The organism is Rhodococcus sp. MS16 (genome assembly GCF_013277795.1).
GTDB classification, from domain to species: Bacteria; Actinomycetota; Actinomycetes; order Mycobacteriales; family Mycobacteriaceae; genus Rhodococcus_F; species Rhodococcus_F globerula.
In genome coordinates this window covers 1,005,060-1,019,868 of record NZ_VBTM01000005.1, presented here as the reverse complement: position 1 = coordinate 1,019,868, position 14,809 = coordinate 1,005,060, and the positions used below count along the sequence as shown (strand labels likewise).

Here is a 14,809-nt window from a genome sequence, read left to right as displayed (position 1 = left end):
TTATCAGACAACCTGAGGAGTTTCCGTGCCGCCGATGGTCGAACGCCGTCTACTCACCGATCAAGCCGCTGAGCTTCTTCGTGCTCGTATCATCGGTGGCGAATGGGCAGTCGGTGACAAACTTCCAGGTGAAACCACTCTGGCGGCGGAATTGGGTATCGGTCGTTCCACGATCCGCGAAGCCGTTCGCACCCTCGCCGGACTCGGCATGCTGGAATCGCGTCAGGGCGCCGGAGTGTTCTTGCGCAGTACAACTCCACCCGACCAGTGGCCTCGGGTCCTCGAATCAGAAGCCATCCTGCATGTAGTCGAAGTGCGCAACGCCGTCGAGGTGGAGGCAGCTGGATTGGCAGCCAAACGACGCGACGACACCGATATCGCAGAACTCAGGCGTGCGCTCGACGGTAGGGCCGCGGCCGCGAATTCCGGTGATGCCGCCTTTGTCGACGCCGACATCGCGGTGCACCGCGCGGTGGTCGAGGCGGCGCACAATCCGGTTCTGTCTGAGTTGTTCGAAACGTTTGTCCCACGACTTCGGACTGCGTTGATCGAGCTGATCGGCGTCCTCGATCTCAATCCGCACAGCCAACCCGACGCCGACGAGCATCGAATGTTGGTGGACGCCATCGAAGCCGGTGACTCGGAGGCTGCCGTGCGAATCAGCCGTGCCCATCTGGATGACATGGCAGCAGCGTTGCGACGCTAAACGCCGGGTTGTTCGCCGCGTTCGAAGTCGATGGTCATGTCGGCGTCGTCGCGATGCGTCGCTCGGAACGAGATGAGGAAGACGACCCACCCCACGAGCGCCACGAGTACAAGACTCACCATTCGGTAGACGAAGACCGCCGCGAGAGCTTGTGCGCCGGTCGCTCCGGCGATGGTGAGCGCAGTGATCAGTGCTGTGTCCACGTATCCCAAACCACCGGGCATCAGAGGAATACTCCCGACGGCCTTGGCTGCGGTGAATGCGATCAGCAAACCGGCAAACGAGGGGTGCGCACCCACAGCCCAACAGGCAAACCCGAGACAGGCGACGTCGGCAACACGATGGATCGCCGACCAGCCGAAAGCGATGACGGTATCGGTGCGCCCGAGTTCCACGGAATCGAGTTGAGTGAGAATCTCGGACCAGCGTGACACTCCACGGTCTGGATGATTACCGCGAAAGCTGTTGTACCGAGCAAGGACCCAGTGTCCTAGGCGTTCGAGGCTACCGGGGTTCTGGGCGATATATCGCAGGCCGACGAATAGAAGCGCCACGCAGATAATCGAGATGGTCAGCGTAACTGGACTGACCTTGGTGCCGAAAGCCAAAGCGCCGGTTGCGCCGAGAAGTGCCAGCGTTGCTGCGGCGATCACACCGCACATAGCCAATTGCCACGACGCGACAATGGGCGTCGCACCCCACTTGCGGGTCTGCTTGTATGTGAACGCGGTGGAGAACACCTGCCCCGCAGGCAATGTGAGCGCCATCGCGGTACTTGCGTAGATCACGGAGAGATTTTTCAGGTGGCCGGCCACCACACCGGCAGCATTGAGAAGCCGCTGCTGAACCGACGCGTATCCGCTGAGTGAGACGGCCTGGGCGGCGATGCAGGCCGCAACCCAACCCCAGTGGATTTCCGTCAGTGCCTGCCATGACTCATTGAGCTTTGGCCAAAGCAGTGTCCCCTCGACAACCAGCAGAGTGATCAGCGCGAGCCCGAGAACATACTTCAGCCACCAGAATCGCCCACGAACCCGACCGGACTCGGCGACGGACGGCGGGGGCCGTCTGAGTCGCCACGGGGTCTTTCCAGGCAGTGCCATCGATTCAGACTAACCAATCTGTTCTGGATCTACCTCGGGATATTTCTGTGGCCAGGCTAGATGAGTGAGCCGTCTGCGCCCACGAAGTTGAACCTGCTCGCCCAGTTCCCACTCGGCCTGCTCCTCCTCGTCCGCAAAATACAGCGCACTCGTCGACGCCAGGACTCTGCTGGGACGGAACTTCGCGAGCTCCGTCAAACGCGAGGCCTCGTTGACCGGGTCGCCGATCACGGTGTACTCGAAACGTTCCGCCGCACCGATATTTCCCGCGACCGCCAAACCTGCGCTCACACCGATACCGATGTCGAGGCCGGTGATCGCGTCGAGCTTGAACCGCAACTCGCGCGCAGCAGCCAGCGCAGCCGTCGGTGCGTCGGGTCGATCGAGGGGAGCGCCAAAGATCGCGAGCGCCGCATCGCCCATGAACTTGTTGACAAAGCCGTGGTGACGGTCGATCACGTCCACGACGATGCGGAAGAATTCGTTGAGCAATTCGACGACCTCGCCAGGCGGACGTTCAGCCGCAGCGCCCGTCGACCCGACCATGTCCACGAACAGAACCGCGACAAAGCGTGTTTCACCGCCCAGTTCCGTACCGAACTGCAAAGCGCGTCGAGCGACGTCCTCGCCGACATGTTGGCCGAACAACTGGCGCAGCAGACGACGTTCGTCCGACTCCTTCATCATGCGGTTGAACCCGACCTGCAGACGCCCGATCTCACTGCCGTCGAACACCTCGACACGAACGTCCGTCGCACCGCGCTGGACCCGCTCGATGGCGCGTCGAAGTTGGCGGATGGGGTCGGAGATCTGGCTGGCCGTCAGCATCGACAGCGCAAATGCCTGCACGATCGCCATAATCGAGATCAACAAGATCGCCCACGCCAACGAGTTGGGTGAGAACTCGAGATCAGTGGTGAGTTGGGTGGCGCACAGCAAGATGATGCCGGCGACGGGCATGAGCGTGCCCAATCCCCACGTCATCGCCAAACGCGTGCCGACGCCTGGGGCCATGGTCCGATCGAACTCGCCCTCGCTCAATGCGAGTGCAGCGACGGGACGCAGGATTCGCTCGCCGAGCATGTACGTGAACCCGAACGTCGTGGTCGCGGCCATGCAGACGGTGACAATCACCGCGATAGCCAACCCGGGCATCTCGTTGATCGTCAGAATGACGAAGATGATGCCGCCGAGGAACCAGAGAACAAGGTGGACGATCGCTTGGCGCAGCGGCGCATGCAGCGCTGCCATCTGCTCACTGCGCGTCGGGGGACCGCCGCGCAATCTCCACCGGATGACCTTGCGGAGCATCATGGCTGCCGCCGTCAGACTGACAACACCGGCAAACGCGAGGTAGATGCCGAACACCGCGAAGTTCCGGACATGATCGGCAACGATCGCGTCGGATTCCTCGATGGGGACGCCGTACCGCACAAAGGCAAAGACCAGCACCGCGCCGATCAGGTTGGCTGCGAGCATCGAAACCATATAGATGGGCCATCGACTGCGGATCGTCACCGCTATCGCTCTGTATGAAGCCCGCACAGCGTTCAATTTAGCTGGCCAGGGTCGAAGTACTGGTATGCGCGTCCCATTTGCGTCTGCCCACGGTTGTCGGCTCCGGCGGTTAGGCTCCCGAAGGGAACGCAGGATAAGGGGAATGCGGAGGGGATTCGGCCCATGAATGAGTTCGAGAATGAGTTCGAGCGGGAATGAACAAGCCCATCACGTCCGACGCGAAGTCGGTTCATCCCGGCGTGCGGATCGCAGCCGAGTGGTCGTGGCGCCTGATCGTGATCTTTGCCGGCTTGGCGGTCCTCGGATACGTCGTGCTGCGGCTCGAGACGGTGCTGATTCCCGTCGGCTTGGCGCTCCTGGCGTCGGCGCTGCTCATTCCGTTCGTAGACCGGATGCAAACGTGGGGCGTGCCGCGATCAGCTGCCGTTGTAGTGGTGTTGCTCGGTGCCCTCGGCATCGTTGCCGGAATCATGACGTTTGTGGTCGAGCAGTTCATCGACGGTCTTCCAGAGCTCACCGATCAATTTGCTGCCAGCGTCACACAAATCCAGAACTGGTTGACCAGCGGTCCGTTCCATTTCAGTGAGGACCAGATTCGCCAAGCGGGCGATTCCGTCGTCAAATCGGTGCAGTCCAATCGCGAAGAACTGACCAGTGGCGCGCTGACCACCGCGGCGGTTGTCACCGAGATCTTCACCGGCGCGCTGTTGACCTTCTTCACCCTGATCTTCTTCCTGTACGGCGGAGACCAGATCTGGGAGTTCGTCACCCGGATCGTTCCGCGCGATTCGAGGCGTCGGATCCGGATCGCGGGCGCCGCCGGCTTCGGTTCACTCATCGGATACGTACGTGCAACGGTTGCCGTCGCCGCAGCGGACGCCATCGGTATCGGCGCTGGCCTCGCGATTCTGGGAGTCCCGCTGGCGTTGCCCCTGGCATCGCTGGTGTTCATCGGCGCGTTCATCCCGATCGTCGGTGCTTTTCTCACGGGTTTTCTTGCAGTCCTCGTCGCCCTGGTCACCAAGGGATTCCTGACCGCCCTGATCGTGCTCGGCATCATCATCGGCGTCATGCAGCTCGAAGCGCACGTCATGCAGCCCCTGCTGCTCGGCCGCGCAGTCAGGCTCCACCCGCTGGCCGTGGTTCTCGCGATCACCGCGGGCATCGTCCTGGCCGGAATAGTCGGCGGGCTCCTCGCCGTACCGATCGTCGCGGTCCTCAACACGGCTATCCGCTCACTGCTCGCCGACGATCCCGACGCCGTGTACGCCCAATTGCACGTCGAAGATCCGGAGACACCGCTCTATCCGGCGGAACCCGACGAACCACGAACCGAACCGCGCATCGAAAATCCGATCCCACCCGACCAGGCCACCCACGATGACTGACCCGACCCGCCGACGCCGATTGCACTACCGACCCACCGTCCGCGAAGCATGCGGAATAGACACCGACCCTGACGCACCGCTGTGGCGGGCCGCGCAGGCCTTTCGCTTGGTCACTCTGGTCTACGCGATCAGCTACCAGTTCGCTTCGGCGTCGGACTACACCAACGCACGTCTGAGTTGGTTCTTCGTCGCGCTCATGGCGGTGTGGTCCGGTGCCTCCGCAGTCATGTTGGCCGCTGAAACGGTCCCACGAAAATATGTCGTACTGGCAGATCAGCTGATCGTCATCGCGCTCATGGCGTCGACGAGGCTTGTGTCAGATCACGAGTGGTACCAAAATCACCAGACCCTACCGACGACGCTGTGGGCCACCAACGCCGTGATCTCGGCGGCGATCCTCGGCGGGCCGTGGCTCGGAATCGCATCAGGCGTTGTCATCTCCTCGGCCAGCGCGATCATTCGGGACCAGATCAATCTTGATCTCTGGCGCGACGCCACAGCCCCCGTCCTCGTATCAGTCGGCTTGGCGCTGGGCCTCGCCACCACCACCGCACGGCGCGCACATCGCCAACTCGAACAAGCCGTGCGCCTCGCCGCAGCCACCGAAGAACGCGAAAGACTCGCCCGTGAAGTCCACGACGGAGTACTCCAAGTTCTTGCGATGGTCCGAAGACGAGGCGCAGCGCTCGGCGGTGAAGCCGCAGAACTCGCAGAACTGGCCGGAGAGCAGGAAGTGGCACTGCGCATGCTCATCTCCGAACAGGGCTCAGGCGCAACCGCCGACACGGGAGGTCAGAGCGTCGACCTGTGCCCACTGCTCACCACTGGGGCGAGTGCGACGGTATCCGTCTCGACACCAGCCGACCCTGTCATCCTCGACCGAGACCGCGCCATCGAACTGGCCGCCATCGTCGACAACGCCCTGTCCAACGCAGCCCTCCACGCCGGCTCAGGCGCCAAGGTGTTCGTACTGCTCGAAGATCTACCGGGCGAGGTCATTGTCAGTATCCGCGACGACGGAGTCGGTATCCCCGACGGCCGGTTGGCCGAGGCCGAAGCCGAAGGCCGCATGGGAGTATCGAAGTCCATTCTCGGACGCGTCGCGGTGCTCGGCGGTACCGCGAGCCTGCACACCGGACCCGGAGAGGGCACAGAATGGGAAATCACGGTGCCGAAGGAAAGTAGTGGAAGTGACTGAGCAACAAGGTGTAACCGGGGTGTCCGTCATGGTGGTCGACGATCATCCGATGTGGCGAGACGGAGTGTCCCGCGACCTCGAAGCAGCCGGATTCATCGTCGCAGCCACCGCAGACGGCGTCGAGCGTGCCCGAAACCGCGCCGCTGCAGTGACACCGGACGTTGTTCTCATGGACATGCACCTCCCCGACGGAAACGGAGCCGACGCAACTACTGCGGTGCTCGAAGTTTCGCCCCACAGCAAGATCCTTGTGCTGTCGGCGTCGTCGGAACGCGACGACGTACTGGACGCGATCAAGGCGGGAGCGTCCGGTTACCTGGTCAAGAGTGCTTCCGTCGACGAACTCCTGGGAGCCGTACGCGCAACCTACGACGGGCAAGCTGTCTTCACCCCTGGCCTTGCCGGACTGGTACTCGGTGAATACCGACGCATGTCCACCGCCCCTGCCGACGACCGTGCACCCGAGGTCCCGAAACTCACCGAACGGGAGACCGAAGTGCTGCGACTGGTCGCGAAAGGGCTCAGCGCCAAGCAGATTGCGACCAGGCTCTCGCTGAGCCACCGAACCGTCGAAAACCACGTACAAGCCACGCTACGCAAACTTCAATTGGCCAACCGCGTCGAGTTGACGCGTTACGCAATCGAGCAGGGTCTTGATTGATATCGGGGAAAGTCTCGATTAACGCTTATCCTGGAAACCATGGAGGCCAGGAATCTACGCGTATCGGATGCAGAACGAGAGCACGTCGGCGAATTGCTGCAGAAAGCCGTCGGTCAGGGGATGCTCTCACTCGGTGAGTTCACCGAACGTATGGACACCGCGCTGGCTGCAAAGACCAGGGGCGAACTCAACGTCGTACTTGCCGATCTCCCGGGCATCACCTTGATCTCGGATTACGAGCCTCCCGCGTATCCCGCGTCGGCCGGCCAGTCCGGTTATCAGTATCCGGCCCCGGGTTACCAGCAGCCGCCGGTTCATCAGCAGGTTCAGTATCCGCAGCCGCAGCCCTATGCCGGACAGAGTGGGCCTCCGGCGGCCGGTGCCTACGGCGCAGCCAATGCCGCGATCATCCGCGGACGGATGTCGACAGTGACGCGTAACGGCGCGTGGATCGTCCCGCCGGCCGTTGTGATCGACACTCGAATGTCCAGTGTCACGGTAGATTTCACGCGTGCGGTCATGCAAACACAGATCGTGCATGTCTCGATCAACGACTATGCAAGCTCGATCTCGCTGATCGTCCCCGAAGAAGCCACGGTGGACATGAACGATGTCGAAGCCATCGGTGGCAGCGCTTCCAACAAGGTGCGGTCCGGGCCTCAGATGGGCCCGCTTCACGTAGTGGTGCACGGCAAGGTGCGCTTCGGTAGCGTCACTGCAAAGCATCCCTTCGGAACCACCTTTCGCAAGTTCCTTGGGTCCTAGATCGAAAGGTGTGCTCACCGAAAGCCCCTATGTCGGTCGAGTAGTACTACTCATTCAATCGAGGATTGACTGAAGCAAGCTCGGTGTATGACCACACCAAGTTCTCCTGCCGTCGATCCGCGACTGGTGACCGCTCTGTCGGACGAGTGCGAAAGCATCGGACGGCAGTTGCGCCACATGGGGCAGAACCTGTCGATTCTGCAGACGCAGCTGACCACGATGCGGCCTGCAGCGCCGGCTGCGGCGCCCGTTCAGATTCCCGCGTACGTTCCACAGCCGGCCCCGCAGCACGTGGCCTCGCAGCACGTTGCCCCACAATCGCAGTACCTGCGCCCGCCAAGTCCGCCAATGCAACCGAGTCCACCGAAGCAGCCCAGTGTGCCGTGGTGGCAACGTGACGGCGTGATCAGCCGACTCCTCGCGATTGCCGGGGTGGCAGTCACCTTGATCGGTGTTGTCATGCTGTTGGTTCTGGCAGCCCAGGCCGGTTTCTTCGGACCGCCTCTTCGAGTGATCGGCGGAGCAGCCCTGTCCGGTGCCCTGATCTTCGCAGGGTTCCGGGTGTACGGACGCCCGGGCGGCCGGGTGGGAGCAATCGCGCTGGCGGCCACCGGATTTGCCGGTCTCTACCTCGATGTGATGGCAGCGTCGGTCCTGTACGGCTGGATCGTCTCGCCGCTGTCGATGGTGATTGCCTTCGGTATCGCTGCTGCCGGAGTCTCGGTGGCGGTCAGGTGGAACTCCGAACCTCTTGCGCTGCTGATCGTGCTCGGCGCGGCATTGGCAGCCCCCGCCTTGGCCGGCGCACTGACGTTGTCGCTCATCGGTTTTCTTGTTGCTCTCCAAGTGGCAGGGTTCTCCGCTCAACTCGGTCGCGACTGGAAATATCTTGGCATGGCCCGGACGGTGCCGGTTGCGATCGTATTGATCGCAGCAATCGTCGGAGTGTCCCTCTTCGATGGAATGCAGGTTGATTCATCGGCATTGACGATCAGTGCGGTTGTTGTCTCCCTGATCGGACTGAGCGCCGCAGTTGCCTTGCAGTGGAAGGGATCCCCGTCGCGTGACGGTGTTGCCGGCGCCTGGTCGAGTGCGACGTTCATTGTCGCAACGCTCCCACTGCTGGGAGTCGACGTACTCCTCGGTGATCAGATGGCCTCCCTGCTCTACGGCGTCATGGCACTGGTGCTCCTGGTCGGTGCTGCAGCAGGCGCGGCATTGTCGACTCACCTGCGCATGGGTATCGCCGGTACCGGTGCAGTGGCTCTGCTGCTGTGCTGTGTTGCCGGGTCGCCGCAGTCGTTGACTGCTGCAGTTCTGCTTGCCGTCGCCACCGTCTTCATCGTGATCGCAGGTTCGACCGGATCACGTTTCGTCTGTGCGCTCGGATCCGTTTTTGCCGCAATCGGATTGATCGGATTCCTGGAATCCGCGTCGCCGTCCATGTTGATGACGTCCCGTGCCGCGTCTGCCCATCTCGATGCGCTGACGGCACTCACGAGCCTGACTGCGATCGGAGTGCTCGTGGCATTCGTGTGGGTCATGAGTCGATTGGCATTGGTCTCGGAGAACAACATTGCCGTCGCCTGGGCCATCAGCGGAATGGGTATCCTCTACGCCGCTACCTGCGCACTGGTTGCTTCGGGCATCGAGATATGGGGCGGCACAACAGGGTTTGTGTTCGGCCACAGTGCAGCAACGGTCGTATGGATGCTGGCCGCCACATCCGCACTCGTATTCGGACTGAACAATCGCGAGCACGCACACACGATGCTGGGAACCGGCCTGACGCTGACCTGCGCAGCGCTGGCAAAACTCTTCCTGTTCGATCTCGCCACCTTGAGCGGACTGGTTCGCGGTGTCGCGTTCCTGGTGGTCGGGCTACTGCTCCTGCTTGTCGGGACGCGCTATGCACGCGCCTTCGGCAAGGCGGACCAGATCAACTCCGCTTCTGCCGCGCGATGAGCTCGCTGACGCTCACGGCATTACCGTCGTCGGGGCGGTGGCGTCCGCTGACTGCGTTGCCGGACGACGGACCGTTGGGCGTGGATTCAGACGCCGCGCCGGTGGTGGCCGCTCCGTTACTGCCCGCTCCGTTACTGCCTGCGCCGTTGGTTCCAGCCCCGTTGGTTGAAGCACCATTGGTGCCGGCACCGTTTGTTGCTGCACCGTTTGTGGCTGCACCGTTGGTCGGTGCCGAAGTGCGGACGGCCGGCAATGGCCTCGATGCAGGTTGCGCCTCACCCGGGGTGCGCAGGTCCGACAACCAGCTTTCGATCGGTCGTTCAGTGGAAGCCGGTGTAGCGGGGGAGGTGCGGCGAGCGGTCGGAGCCGGTGTCGGTGTTGCCGTTTGTTCCGGCTTGGCCGCCTTGTACGTCGGGTTGGGGACCGGTGCTTCGATCAGGTCCTGCGGCGCACCGGCCGGTCGGTCGGTACTGCGGCGGCGGGGTGTCTCGCCGGGCGCGTATGTCCTGGGCGTTGGCGCCTTGACCGACATCTCGCTGAGGGGGATGGGCTCGGTGAGGGGATCGGGTTCGCGCTTGCCCCCGACCGTTGCTGGGGGCGGGAGTACCCGCGACGGCGTCGCAGCTTTTGCCTGCGCTGACTCGGTGATTTTTGCCTGGCCGGGACCGGCGATCGCGCCGACGGGCGTGAGTTGGGGGACATCGACGAGCGCAAGTTCGTTGTCGAGGATCGGCTCGCCCAGTCCGATCTTCTCCTGGATTCGTTTCATCCAGGCCGGGGCCCACCAGCAGTCGTCGCCGAGCAGTTTCATCGTGGCGGGCACGAGGAACATGCGGATGAGCGTGGCGTCGATGACCAGGGCCGCGATCATGCCGTACGAGATGTACTTCATCATCACCAGTTCGGACAGGCCGAACGCGCCGGTCACCACGATGAGGATCAACGCCGCCGCGGTGATGATGCGGCCGGTGTGCGCTGTTCCGATGCGGATGGATTCGGTGGTGCTCGCACCCTGCGCGCGCGCTTCCACCATTCGTGAGAGTAGGAAGACTTCGTAGTCGGTGGAAAGTCCGTAGACGATTGCGATGATCAACACCAGAACTGGCGACATGATCGGGCCGGGTGTGAAGTTGAGCAGTTCGCTGCCGTGGCCGTCGATGAAGATCCACGTCAAGATGCCCAGCGTCGAACCCAGTCCGAGAGCGCTCATCAGAGCTGCCTTGATCGGCAGGACCAACGATCCGAAGGTCAGGAACATGAGCAGTGTGGTCAGCAAAATGACCGTGACGACCATCAGCGGTAGACGGTCGAGTAGAGCGTCGACGCTGTCCTGCTCGATGGCGGGGGTGCCGCCGACAAGGACCGTCGTGCCTTCCGGCCAGTCCGCGGCGCGGAGGTAGTCGATGGTGGGGCGAGCTTCGTTGCGCTCGGTCAGGCCGGCTTTGAGGACGTTGACGCCGTCCTTGGTGGCCACTTCGGGGGTGAACTTCTCGACCAGGCCCGGTGCGTTGTTGGCGGTCTTCGCTATCTGGCCGAGCGCGGTGTTGTCTGCGCCCTGGATGACCAGACGGACAGGTTCGGTGCGGTTACCCGGGAAGAGCTCGTCGAACTCGGCTTGAGCTACGCGCGTGGGGCTGTCGGGCGGCAGGTACGTCTCGTTGATGCCACCGAACTTGATGCCGGTGAGCGGAATGATCATCAGGAGCAGTGCGGCCACGATCGGAACGGCAACCTTGAGCGGATGCCGCATCACGAACCTGGTGAGGTTGCCCCAGAAGCCGTTTTCGATTTCCTCGTTGGTCTTGGTCTGGCGAAGCCTCTTGAACGTCAACGCATCGATCCGCTTGCCGAGGATTCCGAGGATGGCAGGCAGGATCGTGACGGACGAAATGGCCGCAAGCATGACGGCCGCGATTGCGCCGTACGCAACGGATTTCAGGAAGCCCTGGGGGAACAGCAGAAGGCCGCCGAGGCTGACGGCAACCATGGTCGCCGAGAACATGACAGTGCGGCCGGCGGTCATGACCGTTCTGCGGACCGCCGTCGGCGTCTCGTGCCCTTCGGCGATTTCTTCACGGAAACGACTGACGATGAACAGCCCGTAGTCGATGGCCAGACCCAGCCCGACCAAGGACACCACGGGCGCGACAAACGCGTTGACCTCGGTGAAATTGGTGATCAGACGGATGATGCCGTTGGCACCGATGACGGTCAGGCCGCCCACGATCAGGGGCAGGGCAGCAGCGACGACGCCACCGAACACGAAGAAGAGCAGCACACCGACAGCAGGAATTGCGAGCATTTCCATGCGCTTGATGTCGTTGGCCATCGTGTCGTTCAACGAGTTCGCGACCGGTTGCAGACCGGCCAACTGCACGTTGACACCGTCGATGTAGAACTCGCTCTCGACATCGCGGAAGTTGTTGGACACCGCGGTGTCGTTGTCGCCGGCAATGGCCACGCTGGCAACGGCATGTTGCTTCGTCGGGTCTGCCAAGGCGGCGACGGAAAGTCCGTCACCGACCTTGAAGTACGAACCGTTGATCTTCATGATCTGATCCGGATGGTCCGAGACCAGTCGTTGCAGGCTGTCGATGACCTTCGCTTGGAACTCCGGGTCGTCGACGGTTTTTCCTTCGGGCGCTGTGTACAGCGCCAGAACGTCGCCGGCGGTGCTACGTCCGAACGTGCCGTCGGCGAGCTTTGCAGCCTCGACCGATTGTGACCCCGGATCGTCCCAGCCGCTCTGGCTGAGATGGTCCTGCAGGCTCATGCCGTACGCGGCAAGCCCGAGGAGTCCCGCCACCATGACAGCGATGACGGTGAAGCGGGCACGATAGACGATGCTTCCCCAGCTGGCGAACACTGATCAACTCCTACTCGGCAACACTTTTTCGCCCGATGAGCAGGGCGGAAAGCGGTCGGAACGGCTGCAACCAGGCGCCCTCGTCGGGCAAAGTATCCAGGCTTACCCGCGGCAGAGGCTCGCGGAAGACACCGGGAATGTCCTCGAGATCGACGAAGTCCAGGATGTCGGACGACACAGCCCAGCTGGCGTGCTCGCGGAATCCGAGTACCTGAACCGGAATGCCGGTCGCTGCGATGTCTTCCAACGGTTCGCGGAATGCTTGACCGTCGGCGGACGCGACCATGATTCCGGCCAGTCCCTCGCCGTACCGCAGAGCGATGTGCTCGAGCATGTCTGAATCGACATCGCTGTCCTCATCGACCTTCGGCTTGGCGAACACCGCAAAACCCACGTTACGCAACGCTTCGACCCATGGGCGCACAACGTCGGCGCTGCCCGTGGCGATGTTGGTGAAGACCGTTGCTTCGGGTTCGAGGTTGCCGGACTCACGCGCGGACAGTTCAGCGGTCCGTGACAGCAACCAACGTCCGAGTGCGTCGAATCGTGGCCGGTAGGCAGCGGTAGGTCGGCCGCCGAGGATGGCGCCGAGGCCCATGTCCAGGTTGGGGGCGTCCCACACCAGGAGAACCCGTTTGGGGTGGCGGGAGTCACGACCGAGGTCGAGGGGAGATCCTGACGACTCGAGGTCGTCGGATAACTGTTCGCTGACGCTCATGCTCTGATCTTCCCCCATATAAGCTCGGTAATTGCGCTTCCGACCTTATGGGCCTTGTCTTCGAACTTCGTGACTGGGCGCTCGTGGGTCATCGGTGATTCCCAGTCGAGAGCGCTCAAGAGCGGTTCGGCGTTTCCGGTTTCCTCGATCCACTCCGCGTATTCGGCGTGGTCGGTGGCAACGTGGAGGACTCCGCCTGGCTTGAGGCGATTGGCGATCAACGAGAACGTCGGGGCCTGCAACAGACGACGCTTGTGATGGCGAGCCTTGGGCCACGGATCCGGGAAGAACACCCGAACACCCGTCAGCGACTCCGGGGCAATCATGTTTTCCAGTACGTCCATCGCGTCACCGCGCAGGACGCGGATGTTCGGGATCTCTTCGCGTTCGACCTGCTGAAGGAGTTGCGCGAGCCCGGGGCGGTAGACCTCGATGGCAATGAGATTGACGTGCGGTTCGGCTTTGGCCATCGCAGCGGTCGCGGTTCCGGTGCCCGATCCGATCTCGATGATCAGTGGGGCATCGCGTCCGAACCAGGCGGTCGCGTCGAGGGGAGTGTCGGACACATCGGCGCCGATAAGGGGCCACTGGCGGTCCCAGGACTTCTGCTGTGCGTCGGTCAGCGCACCCCTGCGCGAACGGAAACTTGTCACGCGCGGATGGAGACGGGAACCCTTGGAGTCTTCCGTCTCGCCCGCGTTCGGGGTTGGCAGTGCGTGCTGATCGGCTTCGTTCACGCGTCCATTGTCACGCATGACTGCCGTATAGCGCAGACGGGTCTGAAGTTCGAGTTGAGACTTTCTGGGAAAATTCCGGAGAACTGCCCGCGAAATCGGACAGCTGAACGTGAGATGACCTGCCGGGAACAGCCGTGTCGTCGTAAACCTGACAGAATCTGCCCATCACGAAGGGGAACGTGGGGTGGGGATGAACACAGGGGAAAATGTGAAGGTGTGGGCTCGAATTGTGCCCGCAGTCTCACTCGACGACGCTTGTGCGCCGCCGATGGACGAGTTGCGACGGCTTGCCTACCGGTTGATGTCGATCGATCAGCACGCCGCGGAGGCGGTGCATTCGATAGTCGGGTCGTTGACAGCACCGCTGCAGGTACTGGTTGCCGGTCGTAGCGGAGTCGGCCGGTCCGCGGTGACCACGTTGCTCCAGAGTGATGTCTTCGCGAGCCATCGAGTGGGAGGCGCGCCGATCATTCCCACGGAGACGAGGGCGTTCGACGTGCCCGGTGCGATAGATCCGGATCTGAGTAGTCACTGCGTTGTGGTCGTCGTGGTCGACGCACTCCGAGACGCAGATCGACGCGCGGTCGGTCGCGCGTCCGATCACTGCCTTGCCGTTCTGAACAAAGCCGACCACATCGGTGACGGGTGGGAGGATGCGCTCACGCGTGCGGCCGAGATTTCCGGTGACCTCTCCGTTGCCACCGTTCCTCTGGTTGCGTTGACCGGACAAGGTCGAGAGGCGTTCTTCGGTGAGTTGTCGCTGCTACTCGAGACGTGGTGGTGGCGCAGAGTCGACGGAATTCGATCGGTACTGGATCGCGTTGCTGCCGGCGCCGAGGCGGCGGAGGTCGCCGGTGCCCGAGATGAGATCGAACAGTATCTACGGACCGATTCCGGTCTGATCTTTGCCGCGACGGGTGCGCTGGTGCGTCCGGAACTGCGTGGGTTTGTGGCAAGCGCACCGCCTGCGCCGACAACGGTCGAGGAAGCGCGCAGATGCGCTCAGTGGTGGGGCGGGCCGACGCAACGTGAACATCGCGCATGGGCCGACGCGATATCGCTGGTCCACCGGGCGTACGTCAGGCGGTGGGTGCTTCTCGGCGGCGAGCGAGAGCGGTCGGAGATGAGCGCGTGAGCGATGTAGCTTCCGTGCTGCCGGCGGCGGTCCATCCTGTGGTTCGGAG

The 14,809-nt window shown here is 62.7% G+C and carries 12 protein-coding genes; 7 read left to right on the top strand and 5 right to left on the bottom strand.

Features of this window, described 5'->3' with window-relative positions; all coding sequences use genetic code 11:
* Positions 1-25: 25 nt before the first annotated feature.
* Entirely contained in the window at positions 26-706 is a 681-nt protein-coding gene (locus FEZ60_RS17325; RefSeq protein ID WP_172936586.1) for a FadR/GntR family transcriptional regulator, read from the top strand.
* Here FEZ60_RS17325 and FEZ60_RS17320 read toward each other — a convergent pair.
* The gene (locus FEZ60_RS17320) at positions 703-1,809 is read right to left on the bottom strand and encodes a YbhN family protein (protein WP_172936585.1); all 1,107 of its coding nucleotides are present in this window, start codon (positions 1,807-1,809) and stop codon (positions 703-705) included. The two genes, FEZ60_RS17325 and FEZ60_RS17320, sit on opposite strands and share 4 nt — an antisense overlap.
* A gap of 9 nt (positions 1,810-1,818) precedes the next feature.
* On the bottom strand, positions 1,819-3,297 hold the full coding sequence (locus FEZ60_RS17315) for an adenylate/guanylate cyclase domain-containing protein (RefSeq protein ID WP_033231724.1): 1,479 nt from the start codon (positions 3,295-3,297) through the stop codon (positions 1,819-1,821).
* A gap of 224 nt (positions 3,298-3,521) precedes the next feature.
* Between FEZ60_RS17315 and FEZ60_RS17310 the strand changes: the two genes are divergently transcribed.
* From FEZ60_RS17310 to FEZ60_RS17290, 5 genes are all read left to right on the top strand, one after another.
* Entirely contained in the window at positions 3,522-4,715 is a 1,194-nt protein-coding gene (locus FEZ60_RS17310) for an AI-2E family transporter (protein WP_033231723.1), read from the top strand.
* Positions 4,708-5,913, top strand: coding sequence for a DUF5931 domain-containing protein (locus tag FEZ60_RS17305; protein ID WP_172936584.1), 1,206 nt, complete (start codon positions 4,708-4,710; stop codon positions 5,911-5,913). The genes FEZ60_RS17310 and FEZ60_RS17305 overlap by 8 nt, the downstream gene beginning before the upstream one ends.
* A 28-nt stretch (positions 5,914-5,941) precedes the next feature.
* Complete coding sequence (locus FEZ60_RS17300; protein ID WP_051730303.1) at positions 5,942-6,574, top strand: response regulator transcription factor; 633 nt, start codon at positions 5,942-5,944, stop codon at positions 6,572-6,574.
* Positions 6,575-6,613: 39 nt separating this feature from the next.
* Positions 6,614-7,339, top strand: a complete 726-nt coding sequence (locus FEZ60_RS17295) for a DUF1707 domain-containing protein (protein ID WP_045064658.1) — start codon at positions 6,614-6,616, stop codon at positions 7,337-7,339.
* An 87-nt stretch (positions 7,340-7,426) separates the two neighbouring features.
* A complete protein-coding gene (locus FEZ60_RS17290) occupies positions 7,427-9,304 on the top strand; it encodes a DUF2339 domain-containing protein (protein WP_172936583.1) in 1,878 nt (625 codons plus the stop codon).
* Here FEZ60_RS17290 and FEZ60_RS17285 read toward each other — a convergent pair.
* From FEZ60_RS17285 to trmB, 3 genes are read right to left on the bottom strand one after another with little or no spacing between them, the layout of a single operon-like run.
* A complete protein-coding gene (locus FEZ60_RS17285) occupies positions 9,279-12,170 on the bottom strand; it encodes an MMPL family transporter (RefSeq protein WP_172936582.1) in 2,892 nt (963 codons plus the stop codon). The two genes, FEZ60_RS17290 and FEZ60_RS17285, sit on opposite strands and share 26 nt — an antisense overlap.
* 10 nt (positions 12,171-12,180) lie before the next feature.
* Positions 12,181-12,888, bottom strand: coding sequence for an NYN domain-containing protein (locus FEZ60_RS17280; protein WP_033231717.1), 708 nt, complete (start codon positions 12,886-12,888; stop codon positions 12,181-12,183).
* Complete coding sequence (gene trmB / locus FEZ60_RS17275) at positions 12,885-13,661, bottom strand: tRNA (guanosine(46)-N7)-methyltransferase TrmB (RefSeq protein WP_172936661.1); 777 nt, start codon at positions 13,659-13,661, stop codon at positions 12,885-12,887. The genes FEZ60_RS17280 and trmB overlap by 4 nt, the downstream gene beginning before the upstream one ends.
* Before the next feature lie 154 nt (positions 13,662-13,815).
* Here trmB and FEZ60_RS17270 point away from each other — a divergent pair, with 154 nt between their 5' ends.
* Positions 13,816-14,760: a hypothetical protein gene (locus tag FEZ60_RS17270; protein WP_202026126.1), complete on the top strand. Its 945-nt coding sequence runs from the start codon at positions 13,816-13,818 to the stop codon at positions 14,758-14,760.
* Positions 14,761-14,809 lie beyond the last annotated feature (49 nt).

What these genes read in the sequence shown, in the direction of transcription:
- FEZ60_RS17320 (WP_172936585.1), bottom strand. Translation starts at nt 1,809, where the DNA reads ATGGCACTGCCTGGAAAGACCCCGTGGCGACTCAGACGGCCCCCGCCG.
- FEZ60_RS17270 (WP_202026126.1), top strand. Translation starts at nt 13,816, where the DNA reads ATGAACACAGGGGAAAATGTGAAGGTGTGGGCTCGAATTGTGCCCGCA.
- FEZ60_RS17280 (WP_033231717.1), bottom strand. Translation starts at nt 12,888, where the DNA reads ATGAGCGTCAGCGAACAGTTATCCGACGACCTCGAGTCGTCAGGATCT.
- FEZ60_RS17295 (WP_045064658.1), top strand. Translation starts at nt 6,614, where the DNA reads ATGGAGGCCAGGAATCTACGCGTATCGGATGCAGAACGAGAGCACGTC.
- FEZ60_RS17315 (WP_033231724.1), bottom strand. Translation starts at nt 3,297, where the DNA reads ATGGTTTCGATGCTCGCAGCCAACCTGATCGGCGCGGTGCTGGTCTTT.
- FEZ60_RS17305 (WP_172936584.1), top strand. Translation starts at nt 4,708, where the DNA reads ATGACTGACCCGACCCGCCGACGCCGATTGCACTACCGACCCACCGTC.
- FEZ60_RS17300 (WP_051730303.1), top strand. Translation starts at nt 5,942, where the DNA reads ATGGTGGTCGACGATCATCCGATGTGGCGAGACGGAGTGTCCCGCGAC.
- FEZ60_RS17310 (WP_033231723.1), top strand. Translation starts at nt 3,522, where the DNA reads ATGAACAAGCCCATCACGTCCGACGCGAAGTCGGTTCATCCCGGCGTG.
- FEZ60_RS17290 (WP_172936583.1), top strand. Translation starts at nt 7,427, where the DNA reads ATGACCACACCAAGTTCTCCTGCCGTCGATCCGCGACTGGTGACCGCT.